The following is a 21,780-nucleotide window of genomic DNA, read 5'->3' on the forward strand; positions in this document are numbered from 1 at the left end:
AATTATAAAAAGGCTAGCAAAAATAAGTCTGCTAGCCTTTTCAATTACGCTAAAATGAACCAGCTACCAAAAACGGTAATATAAGGTAATGTAGCGAAGGTAAAAGCCTTAACCGTAGTCATTTTGCAGCAATGTTGTAAACCAATCATTGCAATGATGATTGACCAAACAGAGAAAATATTAATCGATTCAGCCCATGTATATAGAGCTTCTGTTGGGGCTAGATTTAATACCAACTGATTTAATGATGCATAGTTCGTTAATGTTAACGGTAAGTCTGATACAGCAGCGGTTGTAAATAAAATAGTAAACCCGATCATATTTATTAATGCTGGCATTTGAGTCCAAATAGCAAAACTAAACCAGTCACCGTAGCTATACTGTGGGGATTGTTTGGCAGCAAACTTACCGATGGCTAAGTAAAAACCGGCTAAAATCGAAATCATGATTACCTGTGCAATCACAGTAAAAACAGCCCCAATAACTCCTGTGTATTCCGCTGTTAACTCCAAAGCTTCTGTTGCTGCTGCACGCTCAGAAGCACTCACATCCCCCATTTGCATTAACTGTTGTTCGACAATCCATTCAGGAGTCATGTTACTGAAAAAAGCTAACAAGCTCGCAGATGTCACACTAATTAACAACACTAAAGCAAGCCAGCTCCATTTTTTTGCTGATTGCAATTGTTCAAAAACCGTTTTAGGTGCGACAAATACATCAAGTAAAGTCATAGGTGTTGTAGGGTTAGTCGTTAGGGTATTCATAAAGAAGTCCTTTTATAGTATTTATGTCACCTTAAGTGACTATGTAAGGTTTATTAAGCGGAATAAGACACATAAACTCATTAAGTCTTATTCTTTACGTCTTGCCAGTGCTGCGTTTTCGATAATACGAACTAGGTAAATATTTATACCAATGTGAATAAAAGCATGGGGACAGCCATGCCGATGCTATTAATAACGATAACGAAGGAAGACTCTAAATCAGTCTTTTCTTCGATTGTTTTTCCGTGCCACCATGTCGTTGTCGCTAGTTTTATATTTGTGTTCCATGTAGATGTATCTTGGCTCATTTCACCCTCCTTGCGATGTCCTAACTTTATTAGTCGTTTAGAGAGCGAAGTTATTACACCCAAGCAAAAATATAAAATGAAAAAGAGTATTGAACTTAATATCAATACAGAGAATTCAAAAGTTGTGATTATTAAAATCCCACTTTTTAAATAAGCAATAAACTCCATAAAAACAACGTATTCTTCCATAGCATTAATAATTAGGTTGCTGATGGTTACATCATAAAAAAGAAGAGCTGAATGATGGGGAAAAAAATGACAAGCGGTTTATTTAAGGGATGAATGGTGATTAAATGCAGTACAAAATAAACAGCCCACTTAACAATCTAAGTGGGCTGTAATAAAGTAATGTATTGATAGTGCTCAGGGGTTACGCTTTCTTTAAAATGCCTTTCTTTTTCATATATACCAGCAATAGCGAAACCGCTGCTGGAGTAATACCAGAAATACGGCTAGCCATACCCAAGGTCGCTGGACGAGCCTCAGTCAGCTTAGCGACCACTTCATTTGATAAACCAGAAACTTGGCTATAGTCTAAATCAACTGGTAATAATGTATTCTCATTACGTTGTTGTTTTTCAACCTCATCCATTTGACGAGCAATGTAACCTGCGTATTTAACTTGAGTTTGTACCTGATAAGCCGCATCTTCTTTCTCTAGACCAGGTCCACAGCCATCAATTGTCATTAATGTCTTATAATCTAATTCAGGCCTGCGTAACAACTCTTCCAAGCTCGCTTCTCGGCTCATTGGCGTTTTTAATGTCGCATTTAGTTGCTCAGCTTGATCACTTTTAGCCTGAATCCAAGTTGATGATAAACGCTGCTTTTCTTGCTCGACGCTCTCAACTTTTTGATTAAATAACTGCCAACGATGATCATCAACTAAGCCCATTTTACGACCCATTTCTGTTAGGCGAATATCTGCATTATCTTCACGTAATAATAAACGGTATTCAGCACGACTTGTAAACATACGGTATGGCTCTTTGGTACCTAACGTTGATAAATCATCAATTAAAACACCCATATACGCTTGATTGCGCTGTGGTGACCACGGATCAAGCTCTTGTGCTTGTCTAGCAGCGTTTAAACCAGCAATTAAGCCTTGCGCACCAGCTTCTTCATAGCCTGTGGTACCATTGATTTGACCAGCAAAGAATAAGCCATTTATGAATTTATTTTCTAAGCTTGGTTTTAAATCTCGAGGATCGAAATAATCATATTCGATGGCATAGCCAGGACGAGTAATAAATGCATTTTCAAACCCTTTCATTGAATGAACAAGTTTAACTTGTACATCAAATGGTAAACTGGTTGAAATACCATTTGGGTAAATTTCATTAGTCGTTAAACCTTCTGGCTCTACAAAAATTTGATGTGAGTTTTTATCAGCAAAGCGGGTCACTTTATCTTCAATAGAAGGGCAGTAACGTGGACCAACGCCTTCAATAACACCAGTAAACATTGGGCTACGATCTAAACCATTACGAATAATGTCGTGAGTATTTTCATTAGTATGAGTGATATAACATGGGATCTGTTCAGGGTGATCACTTTGTTGACCAATAAATGAAAATACTGGTAAAGGTGTATCTCCTGGTTGAGCTTCTAGTTGAGAGAAGTCAATGGTCCGAGCATCAATTCGTGGTGGAGTGCCTGTTTTTAAACGATCAACACGCAGCGGCAATTCCCTTAAACGATCCGCTAAACGAATTGAAGCAGGGTCACCAGCTCTTCCGCCTGAATGATTCTGCAGACCTATATGGATACAACCACCTAAGAATGTGCCTACGGTTAACACTACGGCTTTGGCACTGAACTTAATCCCCATTTGGGTAACTACGCCTGTGACCTGATCATTTTCAACAATGAGATCATCACAAGATTGTTGAAAAATAGTTAAGTTCGGCTGATTTTCTAACTTGCTTCGTACAGCGGCTTTGTAGAGTGCACGATCGGTTTGAGCTCGTGTTGCTCGAACCGCAGGGCCCTTACTTGAATTTAAGGTACGAAACTGGATACCTGATAAATCTGTTGCTTGAGCCATATAACCGCCCAATGCATCGATTTCTTTTACCAAATGACCTTTACCAATACCACCGATGGCTGGATTACAAGACATCTGACCCAAAGTATCGATATTTTGAGTAAGCAATAGGGTTTGTTGACCCATTCGGGCAGCAGCTAATGCTGCTTCGGTACCAGCATGACCACCACCGATAACAATGACATCAAATTGTTTACTAAATAACATTACTCACCAGAATTACTATCTTTTAAAAGGGCGGATATTCTATCAATTTTTTATCGGATCTAAAACGATCAATTTCACTGATCATTTCACATAATATATATAAGATTATTTAAAGATCTTTATTATCTCTTATTATTAATGATCGGCATGATCTGTTAGTAACTGATCTAAGATCATGATGATCAAGATCTAATTGTTGATCACAATCTGTTATATGATCCTGATCCTACTTGGGAGTAGCTTGTGTATAAATAAGCTAGTTATCCACAGCGGTTTTATCTTGGATAGTTATTCAGTAATAAGTTTTTTTTTAAGGCCTGATATACGTACGTTATCCACATGTTTAATTGGTTAAATATTGTTATATTGGATAAGTTTTAACTGATCCAGCGCCAATAAAAGGTGATCGATTAGCTATAATGGCAGGTGTATATGGCACGATCTATTAAAGCAGATCGTAAGATCTGTGGTCTGGATCTACTTTAATTTAGAGAGTGATCGAGTGCATTTTTATGTTGAGATCGCTAGAGGTGATCTGGATCTCGATCGGTGTCGCTGGTGTGATCGATAAGCTTTAATCTATTAATTGATCTTTCCAGGCTAATAACCATTGCTCTGCACTGTCTTCTGGTAGTTCTCCAAGGCTAACATCAATAAGATTTATGTTTGTTTCACGTTGTGCGTTTAACTCACTCAATAAGTTATCTATGTCTTTACCTGCTTGGCAAAAAGTATCGTAGCTACTGTCACCAAGTGCACATACCGCAAATTTTATATTCGATAAATCTGGTTTTTGCTGTGTTAATTGTTCAACAAAAGGAGCGATACTATCAGGGAAGTCTCCAGCACCATGGGTTGATGTACAGACAATCCAGAGCTGTGGCTGGTTGAGATCAAGCTCATTTAAGTCTGGGGTTAAGTAGTTGGTGACCTGATGCTCAGACTCCAATATAGATGTTAAGTGATCGGCGACATATTCACTAGCACCGAGCATTGTTCCGATTAAAATTGATATGTTACTCATTTAATATCCTGATATTTATATGATTATTCGAAAAAGGTTGATTCGTCACCACTAAAAGCGATAGCACGAAGACAAAACTGTTGGCATTGTTGAATTAGGTTTATACGTTCAAATGTTGGCATATTTTGATGTTCCCAATGTAATGGAATCAATAATGACTCAACTAGAATACCAACGATCGCGTTTGCACTTAGTGATGGATCTTGCGCTTGAAAAATATTTTGTTCTATTCCTAACTCTATAATTTCAATGAACACTTGACTAAATTGCTTCTTAAATTGGCGTCTAATAAGTTCTATATGAGGTGTTATAGGCTCAGAGAATAGGGCATAAGCCAATTTATCAGCCATTAATGCACGCGCAAAAAATTGCTCTAGCGCTGTTTTTAGCTGTTCTTTGGCTTCTAAAGATACTCTAATCTGTGGTACATCCAATAATAAATCTTGATCGGTTAATTCGCGATAAACCTGCTCCAACAGAAAGTCTTTTGATTTAAAGTGTTTATAAACAGAGCCAACTGCAAGGCCAGAGTGAGTTGCAATATTAACAATGGTTAGTGCTTTGAACCCCCCTTTACTGACAATTTCTTGAGCAGCGGTTAATAGTTTTAATCGCTGCTTTGCCATGTGTGCCCGAGTTTTATCTGTCGCTCGATAAGCCATTTTATGCGTATTCGTAAATTAGTGATGTGACGATTAAACCGCAATTACTTACAAAGTAAAACAATTTTCTCTATATGGGATGTTAGTTAACAATTGCCGAGTAATGAAAACAACTAAGCTTAAAATTGGCTAATAATTATATTGATATTCGCAGAATGTTTCGACATTATGACGAAATGTCGATTACAAAGTGTTTATATGTATGGGTGTAACGTTTTATCGAGTGAAAGAAGGTGAGTTTTCACGGTTGGTAGAAACTCAGTCTATCACAAAATTTATTGCACAGGAGAGTGAAATTTATCCGTTAAAGTTTTCATTAGTTGGTATAAACCACCAGCAAAAGTTAGCTTATATTGTACGCCATGGTCGAAATGATGAATTACGAACATGGCGTTTAGATAACCTCGGTGCTTTTTTAAAGAAACTTGGTGTGACTAATTGGGAGGTTCAGCAAAGCTAATCTGGAGCTAATAACGTGTTTCGGGGTGGATATGATATTTCTGATAAGGTACTTGCTTCATTACGTAACATAGTTAATATAGTGCGAAATTTTTAAGTTTGTGTTTTCCATATCGTTAGGGATGACTTTTATGTCTCAAGTAGCTAATTCAATTTATCAACGTGTTACGCAACGCTCTTTTGGGCAATTATCAACGGGTCAAGCAACAACACTCTATACCCTAACAAACCGTCATGGAATGCAGGTTTCTGTGACTAATTATGGTGCAATTGTTGTCTCTGTATTTACACCTGATCGGACGGGGCGTATGGCTGATGTTGTTTTAGGTTACGATTGTGCTGCTGATTATGAAGAGGATAGTTATTATCTGGGTGCTGTTGTGGGTCGTTATGCTGGCCGTATTGAAAACGGGGTTATTGAAGTTGAAGGGCAAACACATCAACTCACGTTAAATGCACCAGATAGCCAGCTTCACGGTGGGCCTAACGCGTTTAACAAGCAACTATGGCAAGCTAAATCTAATCAAAATGATTGCAGTAGTGCCGTTTGTTTCACTTTGGTAAGTCCTGATGGTGACAATGGCTTTCCTGGTGACGTTACTGTTAAAGTTTTATATACATTAACTGACGATAATGAGCTAACCGTTGAATATACTGGGGTCACTAATAAAGCGACATTACTTAATCTAACCCAGCATAGCTATTTTAATCTAGCTGGCCATAACTCGGGTAATATTCATAATCATCAGGTGCAAATCAATGCGGATAGTTTTTTGCCAATGACTGAACGGGCATACCCAACTGGGCAAATTAAGTCTGTTGCTGGGACTGTTCATGATTTTACAAAGCTAAAAACATTGGCTGAAGATATTGATGGTGATGATGAGCAGATTAAGATTGGCTTAGGCTACGATAATTATTGGCTAACAAATACTGACGCTCTGTCAGGTGATACTTTTTCAGCTAGGGTTGTCGATCCTGATACTGGTCGTTCATTAACGATTTATACCGATCAACCGAGCATCATTTTATATACAGCTAACTATATTGACGGTAGCCATGTGGGTAAAAATAATTTCACCTATCAGCAGCGTGCTGCGTTATGCCTTGAGCCACAACGGGCTAATAATCGTGAGTATGGTCCTTCACTCGCTAATACCTTATTAACACCGCAACAATCGTTTTATAGCAAAAATCGTTATTGTTTTGGTGTGGTGTAATAATAAAAACACTTAATGCTGAAACTGCAGTTGAGCATTAAGTGTTTTTTGTTTTTATTTACCGATACAGAATGAGGTAAATATACGGCTTAATAAGTCATCGGAAGTGAACTCTCCAGTGATCTCACTTAAATGATTCTGTGCAATGCGTAGCTCTTCAGCTAGCAATTCTCCGGCATTAAAACCGACTAATTGATCTTTACCAATATCAATATGCTGGCTTGCTTGCTCTAGTGCTTCTATATGACGTGCTCGTGCCATAAAACTGCCTTCACCAACACTTTGGTAACCCATACAGTCTTTTAGGTGAGATTTTAGCGCTGAAACACCATCACCTGTTTTAGCTGAGATCTTAAAAATCGGGTAATCATTTTCTGTTGATTCACCAGTGTTATCACCGCTTAAATCCGCTTTGTTTCGAATCACTGATAAACCGATACCAGGTGGTAGTTTATCCATAAATTCAGGCCAAATCATGTGAGGGTCGCTATGACTTGTTTCAGTGCCATCAACCATAAATAACACGCGATCTGCTTGATTGATTTCTTCCCAAGCGCGTTTAATGCCGATTTGTTCAATCTTATCTGGGCTTTCACGTAACCCTGCAGTATCGATTATATGTAAAGGCATACCGTCGATATGTATATGCTCTCTTAATACATCACGAGTCGTTCCAGCGATGTCAGTGACAATCGCTAACTCTTGACCTGAAAGGGCGTTTAATAATGATGACTTACCTGCATTAGGTCGACCAGCGATAACCACACGCATCCCTTCACGTAATAAACTGCCTTGACGTGCTTGTTGGCGTACTCTATCTAGGTGTTCGATGATCGCATTGAGGTCGCCAAGCACTTTGCCATCTGATAGAAAGTCGATTTCTTCTTCAGGGAAGTCGATGGCTGCCTCTACGTAGATGCGTAAACGGATTAAACCTTCTACTAGTTGATTTATATGTTGTGAAAACTCGCCTTTCATTGATTGCACGGCTGACTTTGCTGCTTGTTCTGAGGTTGCATCAATTAAATCAGCGATAGCCTCGGCTTGTGCTAAATCCATTTTGTCATTCATAAAGGCGCGCTCTGAGAACTCCCCAGGGCGGGCTGTACGAATACCTTTGATGGTTAAAACACGCTTAATCAGCATATCCACAATGACTGGACCGCCATGGCCTTGTAGCTCAAGGACATCTTCTCCAGTGAATGAATTGGGATTATTAAAGAATAGGGCGATGCCTTGATCTAATTCGCTACCGTCTCCATTTAAGAATGCACAATAATCAGCAAGGCGAGGGGTTGGTACCTTACCTAAAATGGTCTCAGCTGCTTGGCGCGCGAGAGGACCCGAAATACGTACAATGCCTACACCGCCACGTCCCGGAGGAGTTGCTTGGGCAACGATAGTGTCTGTTTCAAAGCTCATAATAATATCTTGATAAGGTGAATTAGTGCGATTTTAACACATCGATGAAATTAGAATAAAAAAAAAGTCCGCTTAATGAGATTAAGCGGACTTTTTTGTTAATGCTTTGGATTTAGCTTATGACTTTTTACCTTTCGCTTCAGCTTTATCAATAGCACGATAGATAATTGTTTGCTGAATTAAGGTAACCACGTTACTGACAACCCAGTATAAAACCAGACCTGATGGGAACCATAAGAAGAATACGGTAAAGATAACTGGCATAAATTGCATCATCTTTTGCTGCATTGGGTCAGCAGACATTGAAGGTTGCATCTTGGCCATTAACCACATACTTGCACCCATTAATAGCGGCAATACGTAATATGGGTCAAGGGCTGACAGGTCATCAATCCATAACATAAATGGTGCGTGACGTAGTTCAACAGACTCTTGAAGCATCCAGAAGAGGCCAATGAAAATAGGCATCTGTAATAACAACGGTAAACAACCACCTAATGGGTTTACTTTTTCTTTCTTGTAAAGCTCCATAGTTGCTTGACCCATCTTCTGACGGTCATCACCAAAACGTTCTTTTAGTTGTGCCATTTTTGGCTGTAACTGACGCATTTTCGCCATTGAAGTGTATTGCTTCTTCGTCAATGGGTACATTAAACCACGAACCGCAAAGGTTAATAGGATAATAGCAAAACCCCAGTTACCAACTAAACCGTGGAAAAAGGTTAGTGCCATATGTAATGGCTTCGCCAACCACCATAGGAAACCGTAATCTACGGTTAAGTATAGTGTTTCAGATAGCGCTTCTAAACGATCTTGCAGTTTTGGACCTGTATATAGAGTAGCACCTAATGTTGCTGAGCTATTGGCTGCAACCGTCACAGGTGAACCTTTGTAGCCTATGATACCTTGCTCTTCATTAACTAGCTTAGAGTAGATATGGTTTTCATCTTCAGCCGTTGGTACCCAAGCGGTCACAAAGTAATGCTGAATCATAGCAACCCAACCACCAGTGGTTAGTAGTTTTAGATTGCTATCTTCCATATCGCCATAGCTAAACTTGTCGTATTTTTCTTCTTGCGTCGAATATGCAGCACCGCGATACAATTGCATCATCATGCTACTTTCTTCGTTAGGACGCACAACGCTTTGTTTTAGCTGACCATACATTTGTAATTGAATGTTTTGGCTAGAAGTGTTGTTGATATGGTAATTAACTTTGACGTTATATTTATCGCGAGCAAAGCTAAATACTTTTTCAAATACAACACCGTTTTGGTCTTGATAAGTTAAGGTAACATCCAGAGAATCTTGGCCATCAGCTAAAGTGTAGCTATCTTGCGCCACTTGATAAAGAGGACGCCCTGTTGAGCTAGCATCTGGACCATTAGCACCAATTAATCCACTTTGAGCAACAAATTGATAATTCGCTTGTTGTTCTAGGAGGTTTAGTCTTTTTGTGCCATCAAGTTTGACGGGGTACTCTAATAATGTCGATTCGACAATATCACCACCGAGAGTATCGATAGCCAGTTCAATTAAGTCGGTCTTAACCGTAATAATCTTACGTTCTGAGTCATTGCTTAACGTGGCAGGCGCGTTTGAGGTTGTGCTTGCTGGAATTTCTGCGTTAGCGGCGTTGGCTGTTTCTTCTATTTGTTGAGGTGCTGGAGCTGTATCAGTTTGCCATTGTTGAAAAAGCAAAAATGACACAAACAGCAATCCCAAAATCAATAAATTACGTTGTGATTCCATAAGGCGTTAATTTCTTCTCTGGTTGTTAGAATGTTTTTTATCTGGCACAGGGTCACTACCGCCAGGATTAAAAGGATGACATTTTAATAGACGTTTGCTTGTTAACCAAGCACCTTTTATCAATCCGTGACTATTTATTGCCTCAATACCATATTGAGAGCATGTTGGAGTGAAGCGACAGCGAGGACCAATGAGTGGGCTAATGAATAGCTGATAGCCACGAATTATCGCTGTTGCTGCTCTTTGTAGCGGCGAGCGATTTTTTTCCATAGCTTATTGGTTAGTTTGTTTAGCTCATCGTTTGTTAGTTTACCAATACCACCTTTAGCAATAATAACGTAATCAAGAGATTGTAGGTTATGTTGCTTTAAACGAAAGTTATCACGGATAACGCGTTTAACTTGATTGCGATCAACTGCTAACTTTAATTGTTTTTTTGGAATGACTAAGCCTAATCTTGGATGATCTAAATCATTAGGGCAGGCTAAAATGGTCAGTTGTGGTGAACCAGCACGAAGAGGGTTTTTGAAGACTTTTTGAAAATTCGCGGGAGTTAAAAGTCTTAACTCCCGAGAATAAGAATAATTAACCATGGGTCAATTATTACGCGCTTAACTTAGCACGGCCTTTTGCGCGACGACGAGCAAGAACGGCACGACCGCCCTTAGTTGCCGAGCGTGCACGGAATCCGTGGTTGCGCTTGCGTTTTAAAACGCTAGGTTGAAAAGTACGTTTCATAGTATTAACTCGATCGAAATTAAACTGTACAGTATTGCGCTTGCTGCATCATTACAAACAAACACACCCTAATTAAAGGACGCGAGATCTTAGATAATTACAGCCTATTTGTCAATTAAAATAGATGGTGCAATGCTTAATAATTACGCGCCAGATCACAATTACCATGTTGTTAATGGAAGGTATATTGTTGATATGTGGTTAAGTTGTTGATTTTATTTGTCTTGCGTTGTTGATCTTACGAGGATCCTTAGGGGTTTCATTAAGGGATCTTGGTATTAAAATTGAGGAATGTTGATAAGATCAAAAATAACTAAATTTATTCACAATTTACTCGGGATTAACTAGCGATTTTGGCTCTCAAGCGCTAGAATGTGGAGTCTTTTATTGTGGGTTTGGAGTGAATAGTGACTGCTTGGATTTGGCAACAGTGCTTAGATAGGTTACAGGAAGAATTACCTGCAACGCAGTACAGCATGTGGATTAGACCGTTACAAGCGGTTCATGAAGACGATACACTTACCCTCTATGCGCCAAACCGATTTGTTCTTGATTGGGTTCGCGATAAATACTTAGATAATATCAACAATTTTCTTGTTGATGTCATGGGAAATGATAGTCCAACATTACGATTTGATATTGGCAGTAAGCCTGTTGCACAGGCTGCGCCTCGCGAACAAAAAGCGGCGCCGACTAATCAAGCACAACCTAACACGCCAATTAAACCAAGCTGGGAGCAAGAGTCAGATGCGCCCCAAGCGGTATTAGCATCAAATATTAATCGCACTTATCAGTTTGATAATTTCGTTGAGGGTAAGTCGAATCAACTCGGCCGCGCCGCAGCGATTCAGGTGGCTCAAAACCCAGGTGGTGCCTATAACCCATTATTTCTATATGGTGGGACAGGTTTAGGTAAAACGCATTTATTGCACGCCGTCGGTAATGGCATTATCGCTAATAAGCCGAATGCAAAAGTGGTTTATATGCATTCTGAACGTTTTGTTCAGGATATGGTTAAAGCACTGCGTAATAATGCCATTGAAGAGTTTAAGCGCTATTACCGCAGTGTCGATGCGTTATTAATTGATGATATTCAATTTTTTGCTAACAAAGACCGGTCTCAAGAAGAGTTCTTTCATACCTTTAATGCGTTGCTAGAGGGTAACCATCAAGTTATCTTAACTAGTGATAAGTACCCAAAAGAGATTACTGGGGTTGAAGAACGTCTCAAATCTCGCTTTGGCTGGGGCTTAACCGTAGCGATTGAGCCGCCTGAATTAGAAACACGTGTTGCGATCTTGCAGCGTAAGGCTGATGAGAGCAAGGTTCATCTACCTGATGAGGTTGCTTTCTTTATTGCTAAGCGCCTACGTTCAAATGTTCGTGAGTTAGAAGGGGCATTAAATCGTGTTATTGCTAACGCTAACTTTACAGGCCGTCCTATAACGATTGATTTTGTAAAAGAAGCCTTACGTGATTTACTTGCTTTGCAGGCGAAGTTAGTAACAATTGATAATATTCAAAAGACTGTTGCTGAGTATTATAAAATTAAAGTCTCTGACTTATTATCTAAGCGTCGTACTCGCTCTGTAGCTCGCCCTCGTCAAATGGCGATGGCGTTATCGAAAGAGTTAACTAACCATAGCTTACCGGAGATAGGTGAAGCATTTGGTGGGCGTGACCATACTACGGTATTACACGCTTGTCGTAAGATTGTTGAGTTAAGAGAAGAGAGTCATGATATTAAAGAAGACTACTCAAACTTAATTCGTACACTTTCGTCGTAACTTAGCTGATAAAAAGATTAGGATTGTAGCTAGCCATGAAATTTACTATCTCAAGAGAGCAATTATTAAAGCCACTAACGTTAGTGTCTGGCGCTGTCGAACGCCGCCATACGTTAGCGGTATTGTCTAATGTGATGTTAGAGGTTGAACCTAACGCTTTACGCATGACCGGTAGTGACCTTGAAGTGGAGTTAATTGGTTTAACGCCACTTGAAGGTGAGGTCAATCCTGGGCGTACCACAGTACCCGCAAAGAAATTTTTAGATATCTGTAAAGGTTTGCCTGATGGCGCTGATATCTTAATTGATGTTGATGGTGAACGAATGATTATTCGTTCTGGGCGCAGCCGCTTCTCTTTGAGTACACTACCGGCTGATGATTTCCCTAATATTGACAATTGGCAAAGTGAAACTGAGTTCGTTTTACCACAACACCTATTACGATCGGTCATCGAAAGTACTCAGTTCTCAATGGCTAATCAAGATGTTCGTTATTACTTAAATGGCATGTTATTTGAGACAAATAATGATCAGTTTCGCACTGTAGCCACTGACGGGCACCGTTTAGCGGTGAGTAGTCGCAGCATAAATGCTGAGTTGCCGAGCAATCAAGTGATTGTGCCACGTAAGGGTGTTGTTGAACTTCTACGTTTAATAGAGGCTTCTGATGAGCCTGTGACGGTTCAAATTGGAGATAGCCATTTACGGGCCAACATTAACAATGCTGTATTTACAACTAAGCTAGTTGATGGCCGTTTCCCTGACTATCAGCGTGTTTTACCTCGTGGCGGTGATAAAGAAATTATCACTTCGCGCGTAGAGTTAAAGCAAGCGTTGGCTCGAGCCTCAATCTTATCAAATGAGAAATTTCGTGGTGTTCGCTTTAATTTCTCAACGAATGAGTTAAAAATTACGGCGAATAATCCAGAGCAAGAAGAATCACAAGAGATAGTTGATTTAAATTATGCGTATGATGATTTAGAAATAGGCTTTAATGTCAGTTATGTTTTAGACGCGCTAAATGCATTAAAGAGTGATGAAATCAAGTTAACCTTAGGTGATGCAAATTCAAGTGGTTTAATAGAAGCTGCTGACTCATCTGAGTCGATGTATGTTGTAATGCCGATGCGTTTATAAGGGCAAAATAACATTTAACTGCTACTTTTCTTATTCTAGTAGCAGTTTCCCTTCCTTTAAGTTACCTGTGGTTAATCGATGTTACTTGAGCAGCTATCTATTCATAGGCTAAGAAACTTAGCTGAAACTAAACTGACCTTTTCTCAACTTAATGTTATTTACGGCGACAATGGCAGTGGAAAAACCAGTGTGCTTGAAGCCATTCATTATCTAGCGCTAGGACGTTCATTCCGTACTCATTTAGCGAGTAGGGTGATTAACTACGAGCATGATGATTTTATTTTATGGGGTAAAGCCAGTGGCCACTCGATTGGTTTACAACGTTTTCGTAGTGGCGAAGTTCAAGTCAAAATAGATGGTGAAAAAGCGAAGAAGTTGACCGAGCTTCTTGAGCATTTGCCATTACAGTTAATTACCCCTGACAGTTTTAATTTATTAACCGGTGGTCCTAAAACTCGGCGTGAATTTGTCGACTGGGGCGTGTTCCATATTGATGATAGTTTTTATCAATTATGGGGTAACTGCAAGCGGTTACTTAAACAGCGTAATTCACTGCTCAAACGCAAAGCGTCCTATAAGGAAATTTCGTATTGGGATAGGGAATTAGTGCACAATGCACAGCAATTGAGTGAGCTGAGAAACCAGTATATAAATTCGTTTAATCCTGTTTTACAAGGTATAATAGAGCGTTTTCTACCTGATACTGAGATAAGTATTAACTATTATCAGGGGTGGGATAATAAAAGTGATTTAACTCAATTGCTTGAGAAAAATTATCCACGTGATCTTACGTTAGGTTATACCACAGCAGGACCGCATAAAGCGGATTTAAAATTGCGATGGGGCAAGGTCCCCGTTAATGACGCTTTATCACGTGGGCAGTTAAAACTTTTAGTGTGTGCATTACGTATTGCACAGGGAGTTCATCTGCAATCGTTGGTGAACAAAAAAACGATATATTTGGTTGATGATTTATCATCGGAACTAGATGAACAAAAACGCCAAATTTTGATTGCAGAGTTAGTGGAAACTGGTGCGCAATTATTTTTATCAGTGATTGATAAGCAACAAATAATACAACAAACCAGTCAATATCATACCCAAATGTTTCACGTGGAACATGGGGTGATTAAACAGGATTAAATAGAACGAGAATAATATATGTCAGAGAATAGTTACGATTCGTCGAGTATTAAAGTTCTTAAAGGACTTGATGCGGTGCGTAAGCGCCCTGGAATGTATATTGGTGATACCGATGATGGTACCGGTCTACACCACATGGTATTTGAAGTAGTAGATAACTCGATAGATGAGGCCTTAGCTGGACACTGTAGTGATATTACAATTACTATCCATTTAGATGGTTCTGTTTCAGTTAAAGATGATGGTCGTGGTATTCCTGTTGATATTCACCCTGAAGAAGGTGTATCAGCGGCTGAAGTTATCATGACAGTATTGCATGCCGGTGGTAAATTCGATGATAATTCATATAAAGTATCAGGCGGTTTACATGGTGTAGGTGTTTCTGTAGTAAATGCATTGTCTGAAAAGCTTGAAATTACTATTCACCGTCAAGGCCATGTATATACTCAATCTTATGTACACGGTGAACCTGTTGAGCCATTAAAACAAATTGGTGATAGTGAAAAAACAGGTACGCAAATGCGTTTCTGGCCAAGTGCTTTAACATTTACTGATACATTATTTCATTATGATATTTTAGCTAAACGTGTTCGTGAACTGTCATTTTTAAACTCTGGCGTATCCATTACTCTAGTGGACGAGCGTGAAGAAGGTAAGAGTGAAAACTTCTGTTACGAAGGTGGTATTAGTGCTTTTGTTGAGTATCTTAACCAAAATAAAACTCCAGTACATCCAGAGGTCTTTCATTTTAGTGAAGAACGTGAAGATGGCACAACAGTTGAAGTGTCGATGCAATGGAATGATGGCTTCCAAGAGAACATCTTCTGTTTCACTAATAACATTCCACAGCGCGATGGTGGTACTCACTTAGCTGGTTTCCGTGGTGCATTAACGCGTACGCTTAATAACTACATGGAAAAAGAAGGTTTTAATAAAAAAGCTAAAACCAATGCGACTGGTGATGATGCTCGTGAAGGTCTAACTGCAGTTATATCAGTTAAAGTACCTGATCCTAAATTCAGTTCTCAAACTAAAGATAAACTAGTATCGAGTGAAGTTAAGTCTGCTGTTGAGCAAAGCATGGGTACGCACTTAGCTGATTTCATGCTAGAAAACCCTAACGTAGCAAAAGATGTTGTTGGTAAAATCATTGATGCTGCTCGTGCTCGTGAAGCGGCTCGTAAAGCGCGTGAAATGACGCGTCGTAAAGGGGCGCTCGATCTTGGCGGTTTACCGGGTAAGTTAGCAGATTGTCAGGAAAAAGATCCTGCGTTATCTGAACTATATATAGTGGAAGGGGACTCTGCTGGCGGTAGTGCTAAGCAGGGGCGTAATCGTAAGAATCAGGCAATTTTACCGTTGAAAGGTAAGATTCTTAATGTTGAAAAAGCCCGCTTTGATAAGATGCTTTCTTCACAAGAGGTTGCTACATTAATCACTGCTTTAGGTTGTGGTATTGGCCGTGAAGAATATAACCCGGAAAAAATCCGCTATCACAAAATCATCATCATGACCGATGCCGACGTCGATGGTTCTCACATTCGTACATTACTACTGACATTTTTCTATCGTCAAATGTCAGAGATGGTTGAGAATGGCTTTATCTATATCGCTCAGCCACCGTTATATAAAGTGAAAAAAGGTAAGCAAGAGCGTTATATCAAAGATGATGAAGTATTAACAGAGTACCTGACGACTATCGCTTTAGATAACAGTTCACTACACGTTAACCCAAGTGCACCTGGTATTTCAGGCCCTGCATTAGAAGGTTTAGTTAAAGAGTACCGTGAAGTTGAGTCAAGCATTGCTCGTTTATCTCGACGTTACCCAGAAGTTATTCTTAACCAACTAATTTACCAAGATGAGTTAAGTGTTGAAGCATTGACTGATAACGCTCAGGTAACGGGTTGGTTATCGACATTGGTTAATGTATTAAACGACCAAGATGCGTCAGGCACCATTTATTCTGGTGAGGTAATTATTGACGAGGATACTCAATTGCATGTTCCTCAAATTACCGTTCGTATGCATGGTATTGATACTGTTTATACACTAAGAAAAGATTATTTTGCTTCGGCAGATTACGCTAAGATCGTTGCTTTAGGTAAAGATATTAATGACCTATTAGAAGATGGCGCGTTCGTGAAACGAGGTGAGCGTAAGAAGCCAGTAACTAGCTTTATCGAAGCACTTGAATGGTTAATGCATGAGTCAAAACGTGGTTTATACATCCAACGCTATAAAGGTTTGGGTGAGATGAACCCAGAGCAATTATGGGAAACGACAATGTGTCCTGAAAACCGTCGTATGTTGCAAGTGACTATTGAGGATGCTATTGCAGCTGATCAACTGTTTACTACATTAATGGGTGATCAGGTAGAGCCGCGTCGTAACTTCATCGAAGATAACGCATTAAAAGTGGTTAACTTAGACGTTTAATCGGTATCGAAGACTATTTGTAAAAGGGCCCTAAAGGCCCTTTTTTTATGCTATTGATTTTTAAAATAAGTTTGTTGAGTTTATGTTGTCTTTGTGTATAAAATAGCGCCCACTTTTTAACATGTTAACTTTTGTCGTAGAGGGAACTATGAGCAAGTTATTAGCGTTTTTAACGCTGCTATGCCTTAGCTTTATTGCGAGTGCAAAGCAAGTCACCATCGCTATCAACTCACCAATGCCGCCCTATGTCTTTGAGCAGCAGATCAGTGGCCTTGAAATAGCAATCATTAATGCTGCGTTTCATACGCAAGGCTATCGTACTTCCTTTAAGCTAAGTAATACCTTAGCACTTTCTAGCGAATTATCTTCTGGTGCTGTCGATGGTGTCGCACAAAATAAACAGAGCTCATTAATTGAATCATTAGCGATTGATGTTTACGCCTCACGTAATACGTTTTTTTATCATAATTATGCAATTACCCTAGGCTTTAAACGAATCACTTCATTAGATGAATTAGCTGGGTTAAAAGTTGTAGCATTTCTTGGCGCGAGAACGTATTTAGGGCAAGCATTTAACGATGCTATAGAGTCTAATCGATTTAGCTATGTCGAGTTACCTAATCAAGCAAAGCATGCCCAGTTATTACACGCCGGAGAGTTTGATGTGGTGATCTCTGATAAACGAATTTTTGATTATTGGCAAAGAAAATTAAATGGTCATGAAAGCAGTGATACAAAGTATTATAAGCTTTTTGAAAAATCTGCTAGAGATGTGAAGTTTACCAATAGGACACTACGTGATGAGTTTAATAAAGGGTTAGCCAAAATTATTGCTAATGGTTCTTATAAAGAAATTTTACTTGAATACGATGTGATATAAATAAAAAGCCTCAACTGCTTTCGCTGTTGAGGCTTGTTACTTTGTAGTTTATTCAATCTTTATTATTGCAATAATGAAATATCAGCAACGTTTAAAAATTGATTACGTAAAATGTTTAGTAAAGCCAAACGATTTAACTTAACAGCTTCATCATCACACATGACCATCACGTTGTCGAAGAATGCATCAACAGGGTCTTTTAATTGGGCCAGTTGAGTCAATGCCTCATTGTAATCACTTGCTGCAAATACCGGAACTAATTGAGTAGTTACTTCAGCAACAACATTAGCCAGTTGTTTTTCTGCATCCTCAGAGAGTAGTGCTTCATTGACAGATTCAGCAATATTAGCTTCTGTCTTAGCAAGTATATTACCAACACGTTTATTAGCTGCTGCAAGTGATTTAGAAGCTTCTAAAGCCCTAAACGCTGTCACAGCCTCAATACGTTTGTTGAAATCACTAGGGCGAGTTGGGCGGCGTGCCATTACTGCTTTAACGACGTTGGTATCAACGTTTTGATCTTGATACCATGCATTGAAGCGGCCTAACATAAAGTCGACAACAGTTACTTCAACTTCATTACTTAGCTTCTCACCGTATAATTCTGCAGACGCTTTAACTAGGTCAACTAAATCAAGGTCTAAGTCTTTTTCAACGATAATACGTAATGCACCGATGGCTGCACGGCGAAGTGCAAATGGGTCTTTATCACCTTTAGGTATTTGGCCTATGCCGAAAATACCAACTAGAGTGTCAAATTTATCAGCCAAAGCGACAGAGCAGCTCACTAATGACCCTGGTAGCTTGTCACCAGCAAAACGAGGCATGTATTGCTCGTTTAATGCAACCGCAACATCTTCTGACTCTCCATCAAAGCGGGCATAGTGCATTCCCATGACACCTTGAACATCAGGAAACTCTAGAACCATATCTGTCATTAAGTCAGTCTTACACAGTAAGCCTGCACGCTCGGCATCTGCATCATTAGCACCAATTTTGGTTGCAATAACTTTAGCAAGCGCAGCGATACGTTGAGACTTTTCTTTAAGTGTACCTAACTGCTTTTGGAATAAGATGCTATCTAAGCTATCGATACGACTTTCTAACGTTGACTTTTGATCTTGGTTATAGAAAAACTCAGCATCAGCAAGGCGAGGGCGAACCACTTTTTCGTTACCTGAAATCACTTGTTCTGGCTCTTTACTGTCGATGTTTGAAACGAAAATAAAGCGCGCCATTAACTTACCGTCATTATCTAAAAGCGGGAAGTATTTTTGATTGTCTTTCATGGTGTAGATGAGTGCTTCAGCAGGAACATCAAGGAACTTATCCTCAAAACTACCAACAAAAGTGACCGGCCATTCTACAAGCGAACTGACTTCTTCAAGTAAGTCATCATCGATTTCAGCAACACCGTTTTCCTTCGTCGCTGCTGCAATGACTTGTTCTTTTACTAGTGCTTTTCGTTCTTCGTAGTCAGCAATAACAAAACCTTGTTCACGTAACAGGCTCGTGTAGTTATCTGCATGATCTAAGATTAGCTCTTGGTCACAATGGAAGCGATGACCACGGATAATACGGTCAGATTTACAGCCTAAAACCGTCGCGTCAACTAACTGGTCACCAAATAAAATAGTGAGTGTTTTGGTTGGGCGAATAAACTGCATTGAGTTATTACCCCAACGCATTGGCTTTGCGATTGGTAACTTAGTTAAGGCTTGCTCTACCATCGTAGGGATAAGCTCAACAGTTGCTTGGCCTTTTACTTCAGCCTTATAAAGTAGCCATTCGCCTTTGTCTGTTTTTAAACGCTCAGCTTGCTCAACCGTAATCCCATTTGAGCGAGCCCAGCCTTGGGCTGCTTTAGTCGGGTTACCATCAGCATCAAATGCAGAAGAAATTGCAGGCCCACGCTTCTCAACAATCTTATCTGCTTGGCCCGTAGCTAATGCTGTTACTGACACGGCTAAACGACGCGGTGAGGCAAGAAACTTGACTGTGTCAAAGTCGATATCAGCTTTTTCTAACTGTGCTTGAATACTATCGCTAAATGCTGTGGCTAAAGTACGTAATGATTTTGGTGGTAGCTCTTCAGTACCTAATTCAATAATTAAATTTTCAACTGACATGCTTATTTATCCTCTGTACTGTCTTGCTTGCATAAAGGGAAGCCTAGAGCTTCACGTGTGGCGTAGTAAGCCTCGGCAACAGCTTTAGATAATGTACGCACACGAAGGATATAACGCTGACGCTCAGTCACTGATATAGCGTGGCGAGCATCGAGCAGGTTGAATGCATGTGATGCTTTCATTACTTGCTCGTAAGCTGGTAGTGCTAGGCCCGCTTCAATTAACTTTTGGCTATCTTTTTCGCACTGATCAAATTGTGCAAATAAAGCTGGAACATCGGCATGTTCAAAGTTGTAAGCCGATTGCTCAACTTCATTTTGGTGGAAAACATCACCGTAAGATACTTTGCCTAATGGACCATCTGTCCATACTAAATCATAAATACTATCCACACCTTGAATGTACATTGCTAGACGTTCTAGGCCGTAAGTGATTTCACCAGTTACTGGAGTACACTCTAATCCCCCAACTTGTTGGAAGTAAGTGAATTGAGATATTTCCATACCGTTAAGCCAGATCTCCCAGCCTAAACCCCAAGCACCTAAGGTTGGTGATTCCCAGTTATCTTCAACAAATCGAATATCGTGAACAAGCGGGTCAACCCCTAGCTCTTTTAGAGACTCAAGGTATAGTTCCTGAATGTTATCTGGGTTTGGCTTTAGCACAACTTGAAATTGATAATAGTGCTGAAGGCGATTAGGGTTCTCGCCATAGCGACCATCCGTTGGACGGCGACAAGGTTGAACATAAGCACTACTCATTGGTTCCGGACCTAATGAACGTAAAAATGTTTGAGGATGGAATGTGCCAGCACCTACTTCCATATCTAACGGCTGAACTATAACGCAGCCTTGGCGTGACCAGTAGTCTTGCAATGCAAGGATTAAACCCTGGAATGTCTTTGTATCGTATTTAGGCATAATTTAAATTATAACTCTTGCCGATGATTGAAAAATGGTTTTGATTATAGCACCGACAAGTGCTTTGATAGTAGGGTAATTTAACGACAATATTAAAACTTGAGTAAATAACTATGCCAAAGTCTAACGAAACGATCTGTCCTTGGGTCAATCACGAACAGGTTTATATCGATTACCATAATGAGGAATGGGGGCGCCCCGTATATGACGCATTAGAATTGTTTGAAAAGTTGTGTCTCGATGGGCAGCAAGCGGGTTTATCATGGATAACTATTTTGAAAAAGAAGCAAGGCTACCGCGACGCATTTTGTAACTTTGATCCCTATAAGATCATCGAATTAAGCCCTGAGTATTTAGATGGTCAGTTGGATAATTCACAGATAATACGTAACAAACTTAAAATTAACTCTATCGTCAGAAATGCTCAGGCTTATGTAAAGTTTATCGAACAAGGAGAAGATTTCAGCCAGTTCTTGTGGCAGTTTGTTGGTGGGAAACCTAAGGTTAATCAATTCAAAACAATGGATGAGGTCCCAACACAAACAGAGCAGTCGGTTGCTATGTCAAAAGCATTAAAGAAACTTGGCTTTAATTTTGTTGGTCCGACAATTTGCTATGCATTTATGCAAGCAGTAGGAATGGTTAATGATCACCTCGTTGGTTGTGATTATTATGAAGGCAACGTTGGCTCTCAATAAAAAGCCAACTTATCTATAAGAGAAGCTGGCTTCTATTTCAAT

General features: G+C 39.6%; 20 protein-coding genes. 8 read left to right on the forward strand and 12 right to left on the reverse strand.

Annotated features, from left to right (window positions below):
- Positions 1-44: 44 nt before the first annotated feature.
- The 5 genes from Q8W26_RS04955 to Q8W26_RS04975 all read right to left on the reverse strand — a co-directional run bounded on the left by Q8W26_RS04955 (position 45) and on the right by Q8W26_RS04975 (position 5,015).
- A complete protein-coding gene (locus Q8W26_RS04955; protein WP_101215266.1) occupies positions 45-764 on the reverse strand; it encodes a YIP1 family protein in 720 nt (239 codons plus the stop codon).
- A 143-nt stretch (positions 765-907) separates the two neighbouring features.
- Positions 908-1,072 carry a hypothetical protein gene (locus Q8W26_RS04960; protein ID WP_305472518.1) on the reverse strand — a complete coding sequence of 55 codons (165 nt, stop codon included), beginning with the start codon at positions 1,070-1,072 and terminating at the stop codon, positions 908-910.
- A 370-nt stretch (positions 1,073-1,442) separates the two neighbouring features.
- A complete protein-coding gene (gene mnmG / locus Q8W26_RS04965) occupies positions 1,443-3,329 on the reverse strand; it encodes a tRNA uridine-5-carboxymethylaminomethyl(34) synthesis enzyme MnmG (protein WP_101215267.1) in 1,887 nt (628 codons plus the stop codon).
- A gap of 574 nt (positions 3,330-3,903) precedes the next feature.
- Positions 3,904-4,353, reverse strand: coding sequence for an FMN-binding protein MioC (gene mioC, locus Q8W26_RS04970; protein ID WP_101215268.1), 450 nt, complete (start codon positions 4,351-4,353; stop codon positions 3,904-3,906).
- Positions 4,354-4,376: 23 nt separating this feature from the next.
- Complete coding sequence (locus Q8W26_RS04975) at positions 4,377-5,015, reverse strand: TetR/AcrR family transcriptional regulator (protein ID WP_101215269.1); 639 nt, start codon at positions 5,013-5,015, stop codon at positions 4,377-4,379.
- Between the two features lie 202 nt (positions 5,016-5,217).
- Here Q8W26_RS04975 and Q8W26_RS04980 point away from each other — a divergent pair, with 202 nt between their 5' ends.
- Positions 5,218-5,475, forward strand: coding sequence for a hypothetical protein (locus Q8W26_RS04980; RefSeq protein WP_101215270.1), 258 nt, complete (start codon positions 5,218-5,220; stop codon positions 5,473-5,475).
- Positions 5,476-5,605: 130 nt separating this feature from the next.
- Positions 5,606-6,694, forward strand: coding sequence for an aldose epimerase family protein (locus Q8W26_RS04985; RefSeq protein ID WP_305472522.1), 1,089 nt, complete (start codon positions 5,606-5,608; stop codon positions 6,692-6,694).
- Positions 6,695-6,748: 54 nt separating this feature from the next.
- On the opposite strand, the gene mnmE is transcribed toward Q8W26_RS04985, so the two are convergent.
- The 5 genes from mnmE to rpmH all read right to left on the reverse strand — a co-directional run bounded on the left by mnmE (position 6,749) and on the right by rpmH (position 10,606).
- A complete protein-coding gene (gene mnmE / locus Q8W26_RS04990) occupies positions 6,749-8,116 on the reverse strand; it encodes a tRNA uridine-5-carboxymethylaminomethyl(34) synthesis GTPase MnmE (RefSeq protein ID WP_101215272.1) in 1,368 nt (455 codons plus the stop codon).
- Between the two features lie 117 nt (positions 8,117-8,233).
- Positions 8,234-9,868: a membrane protein insertase YidC gene (yidC, locus tag Q8W26_RS04995; RefSeq protein WP_101215273.1), complete on the reverse strand. Its 1,635-nt coding sequence runs from the start codon at positions 9,866-9,868 to the stop codon at positions 8,234-8,236.
- Positions 9,869-9,874: 6 nt separating this feature from the next.
- Positions 9,875-10,138, reverse strand: a complete 264-nt coding sequence (yidD, locus tag Q8W26_RS05000; protein ID WP_101215274.1) for a membrane protein insertion efficiency factor YidD — start codon at positions 10,136-10,138, stop codon at positions 9,875-9,877.
- Complete coding sequence (gene rnpA / locus Q8W26_RS05005; RefSeq protein WP_101215275.1) at positions 10,093-10,461, reverse strand: ribonuclease P protein component; 369 nt, start codon at positions 10,459-10,461, stop codon at positions 10,093-10,095. Before rnpA ends, yidD begins: the two co-directional genes overlap by 46 nt.
- A gap of 10 nt (positions 10,462-10,471) precedes the next feature.
- The gene (rpmH, locus tag Q8W26_RS05010; RefSeq protein WP_101215276.1) at positions 10,472-10,606 is read right to left on the reverse strand and encodes a 50S ribosomal protein L34; all 135 of its coding nucleotides are present in this window, start codon (positions 10,604-10,606) and stop codon (positions 10,472-10,474) included.
- Between the two features lie 407 nt (positions 10,607-11,013).
- Between rpmH and dnaA the strand changes: the two genes are divergently transcribed.
- From dnaA to Q8W26_RS05035, 5 genes are all read left to right on the forward strand, one after another.
- On the forward strand, positions 11,014-12,393 hold the full coding sequence (gene dnaA, locus Q8W26_RS05015; protein WP_101215277.1) for a chromosomal replication initiator protein DnaA: 1,380 nt from the start codon (positions 11,014-11,016) through the stop codon (positions 12,391-12,393).
- Positions 12,394-12,428: 35 nt separating this feature from the next.
- On the forward strand, positions 12,429-13,529 hold the full coding sequence (gene dnaN / locus Q8W26_RS05020) for a DNA polymerase III subunit beta (RefSeq protein WP_101215278.1): 1,101 nt from the start codon (positions 12,429-12,431) through the stop codon (positions 13,527-13,529).
- Positions 13,530-13,607: 78 nt separating this feature from the next.
- Positions 13,608-14,672, forward strand: a complete 1,065-nt coding sequence (gene recF / locus Q8W26_RS05025) for a DNA replication/repair protein RecF (RefSeq protein ID WP_101215279.1) — start codon at positions 13,608-13,610, stop codon at positions 14,670-14,672.
- An 18-nt stretch (positions 14,673-14,690) separates the two neighbouring features.
- A complete protein-coding gene (gene gyrB, locus Q8W26_RS05030; protein ID WP_101215280.1) occupies positions 14,691-17,111 on the forward strand; it encodes a DNA topoisomerase (ATP-hydrolyzing) subunit B in 2,421 nt (806 codons plus the stop codon).
- A 148-nt stretch (positions 17,112-17,259) separates the two neighbouring features.
- Positions 17,260-17,991, forward strand: a complete 732-nt coding sequence (locus tag Q8W26_RS05035) for an ABC transporter substrate-binding protein (RefSeq protein ID WP_305472532.1) — start codon at positions 17,260-17,262, stop codon at positions 17,989-17,991.
- A 62-nt stretch (positions 17,992-18,053) separates the two neighbouring features.
- Here Q8W26_RS05035 and glyS read toward each other — a convergent pair whose 3' ends face one another.
- Both glyS and glyQ read right to left on the reverse strand, forming a co-directional pair.
- A complete protein-coding gene (glyS, locus tag Q8W26_RS05040; protein WP_305472534.1) occupies positions 18,054-20,120 on the reverse strand; it encodes a glycine--tRNA ligase subunit beta in 2,067 nt (688 codons plus the stop codon).
- 2 nt (positions 20,121-20,122) lie between these two features.
- Positions 20,123-21,040 (reverse strand): glycine--tRNA ligase subunit alpha, encoded by a 918-nt coding sequence (gene glyQ, locus Q8W26_RS05045; protein ID WP_101215931.1) that lies wholly within the window; start codon positions 21,038-21,040, stop codon positions 20,123-20,125.
- 113 nt (positions 21,041-21,153) lie between these two features.
- Between glyQ and Q8W26_RS05050 the strand changes: the two genes are divergently transcribed.
- Positions 21,154-21,738 (forward strand): DNA-3-methyladenine glycosylase I, encoded by a 585-nt coding sequence (locus Q8W26_RS05050; protein ID WP_305472537.1) that lies wholly within the window; start codon positions 21,154-21,156, stop codon positions 21,736-21,738.
- Positions 21,739-21,780 lie beyond the last annotated feature (42 nt).

Origin of the sequence: Psychrobium sp. 1_MG-2023, from assembly GCF_030689115.1 — a bacterium.
Lineage (GTDB): Bacteria > Pseudomonadota > Gammaproteobacteria > Enterobacterales > Psychrobiaceae > Psychrobium.

What these genes read in the sequence shown, in the direction of transcription:
- Q8W26_RS04955 (WP_101215266.1), bottom strand. Translation starts at nt 764, where the DNA reads ATGAATACCCTAACGACTAACCCTACAACACCTATGACTTTACTTGAT.
- Q8W26_RS04960 (WP_305472518.1), bottom strand. Translation starts at nt 1,072, where the DNA reads ATGAGCCAAGATACATCTACATGGAACACAAATATAAAACTAGCGACA.
- mnmG (WP_101215267.1), bottom strand. Translation starts at nt 3,329, where the DNA reads ATGTTATTTAGTAAACAATTTGATGTCATTGTTATCGGTGGTGGTCAT.
- mioC (WP_101215268.1), bottom strand. Translation starts at nt 4,353, where the DNA reads ATGAGTAACATATCAATTTTAATCGGAACAATGCTCGGTGCTAGTGAA.
- Q8W26_RS04975 (WP_101215269.1), bottom strand. Translation starts at nt 5,015, where the DNA reads ATGGCTTATCGAGCGACAGATAAAACTCGGGCACACATGGCAAAGCAG.
- Q8W26_RS04980 (WP_101215270.1), top strand. Translation starts at nt 5,218, where the DNA reads ATGGGTGTAACGTTTTATCGAGTGAAAGAAGGTGAGTTTTCACGGTTG.
- Q8W26_RS04985 (WP_305472522.1), top strand. Translation starts at nt 5,606, where the DNA reads ATGTCTCAAGTAGCTAATTCAATTTATCAACGTGTTACGCAACGCTCT.
- mnmE (WP_101215272.1), bottom strand. Translation starts at nt 8,116, where the DNA reads ATGAGCTTTGAAACAGACACTATCGTTGCCCAAGCAACTCCTCCGGGA.
- yidC (WP_101215273.1), bottom strand. Translation starts at nt 9,868, where the DNA reads ATGGAATCACAACGTAATTTATTGATTTTGGGATTGCTGTTTGTGTCA.
- yidD (WP_101215274.1), bottom strand. Translation starts at nt 10,138, where the DNA reads ATGGAAAAAAATCGCTCGCCGCTACAAAGAGCAGCAACAGCGATAATT.
- rnpA (WP_101215275.1), bottom strand. Translation starts at nt 10,461, where the DNA reads ATGGTTAATTATTCTTATTCTCGGGAGTTAAGACTTTTAACTCCCGCG.
- rpmH (WP_101215276.1), bottom strand. Translation starts at nt 10,606, where the DNA reads ATGAAACGTACTTTTCAACCTAGCGTTTTAAAACGCAAGCGCAACCAC.
- dnaN (WP_101215278.1), top strand. Translation starts at nt 12,429, where the DNA reads ATGAAATTTACTATCTCAAGAGAGCAATTATTAAAGCCACTAACGTTA.
- recF (WP_101215279.1), top strand. Translation starts at nt 13,608, where the DNA reads ATGTTACTTGAGCAGCTATCTATTCATAGGCTAAGAAACTTAGCTGAA.
- gyrB (WP_101215280.1), top strand. Translation starts at nt 14,691, where the DNA reads ATGTCAGAGAATAGTTACGATTCGTCGAGTATTAAAGTTCTTAAAGGA.
- Q8W26_RS05035 (WP_305472532.1), top strand. Translation starts at nt 17,260, where the DNA reads ATGAGCAAGTTATTAGCGTTTTTAACGCTGCTATGCCTTAGCTTTATT.
- glyS (WP_305472534.1), bottom strand. Translation starts at nt 20,120, where the DNA reads ATGTCAGTTGAAAATTTAATTATTGAATTAGGTACTGAAGAGCTACCA.
- glyQ (WP_101215931.1), bottom strand. Translation starts at nt 21,040, where the DNA reads ATGCCTAAATACGATACAAAGACATTCCAGGGTTTAATCCTTGCATTG.
- Q8W26_RS05050 (WP_305472537.1), top strand. Translation starts at nt 21,154, where the DNA reads ATGCCAAAGTCTAACGAAACGATCTGTCCTTGGGTCAATCACGAACAG.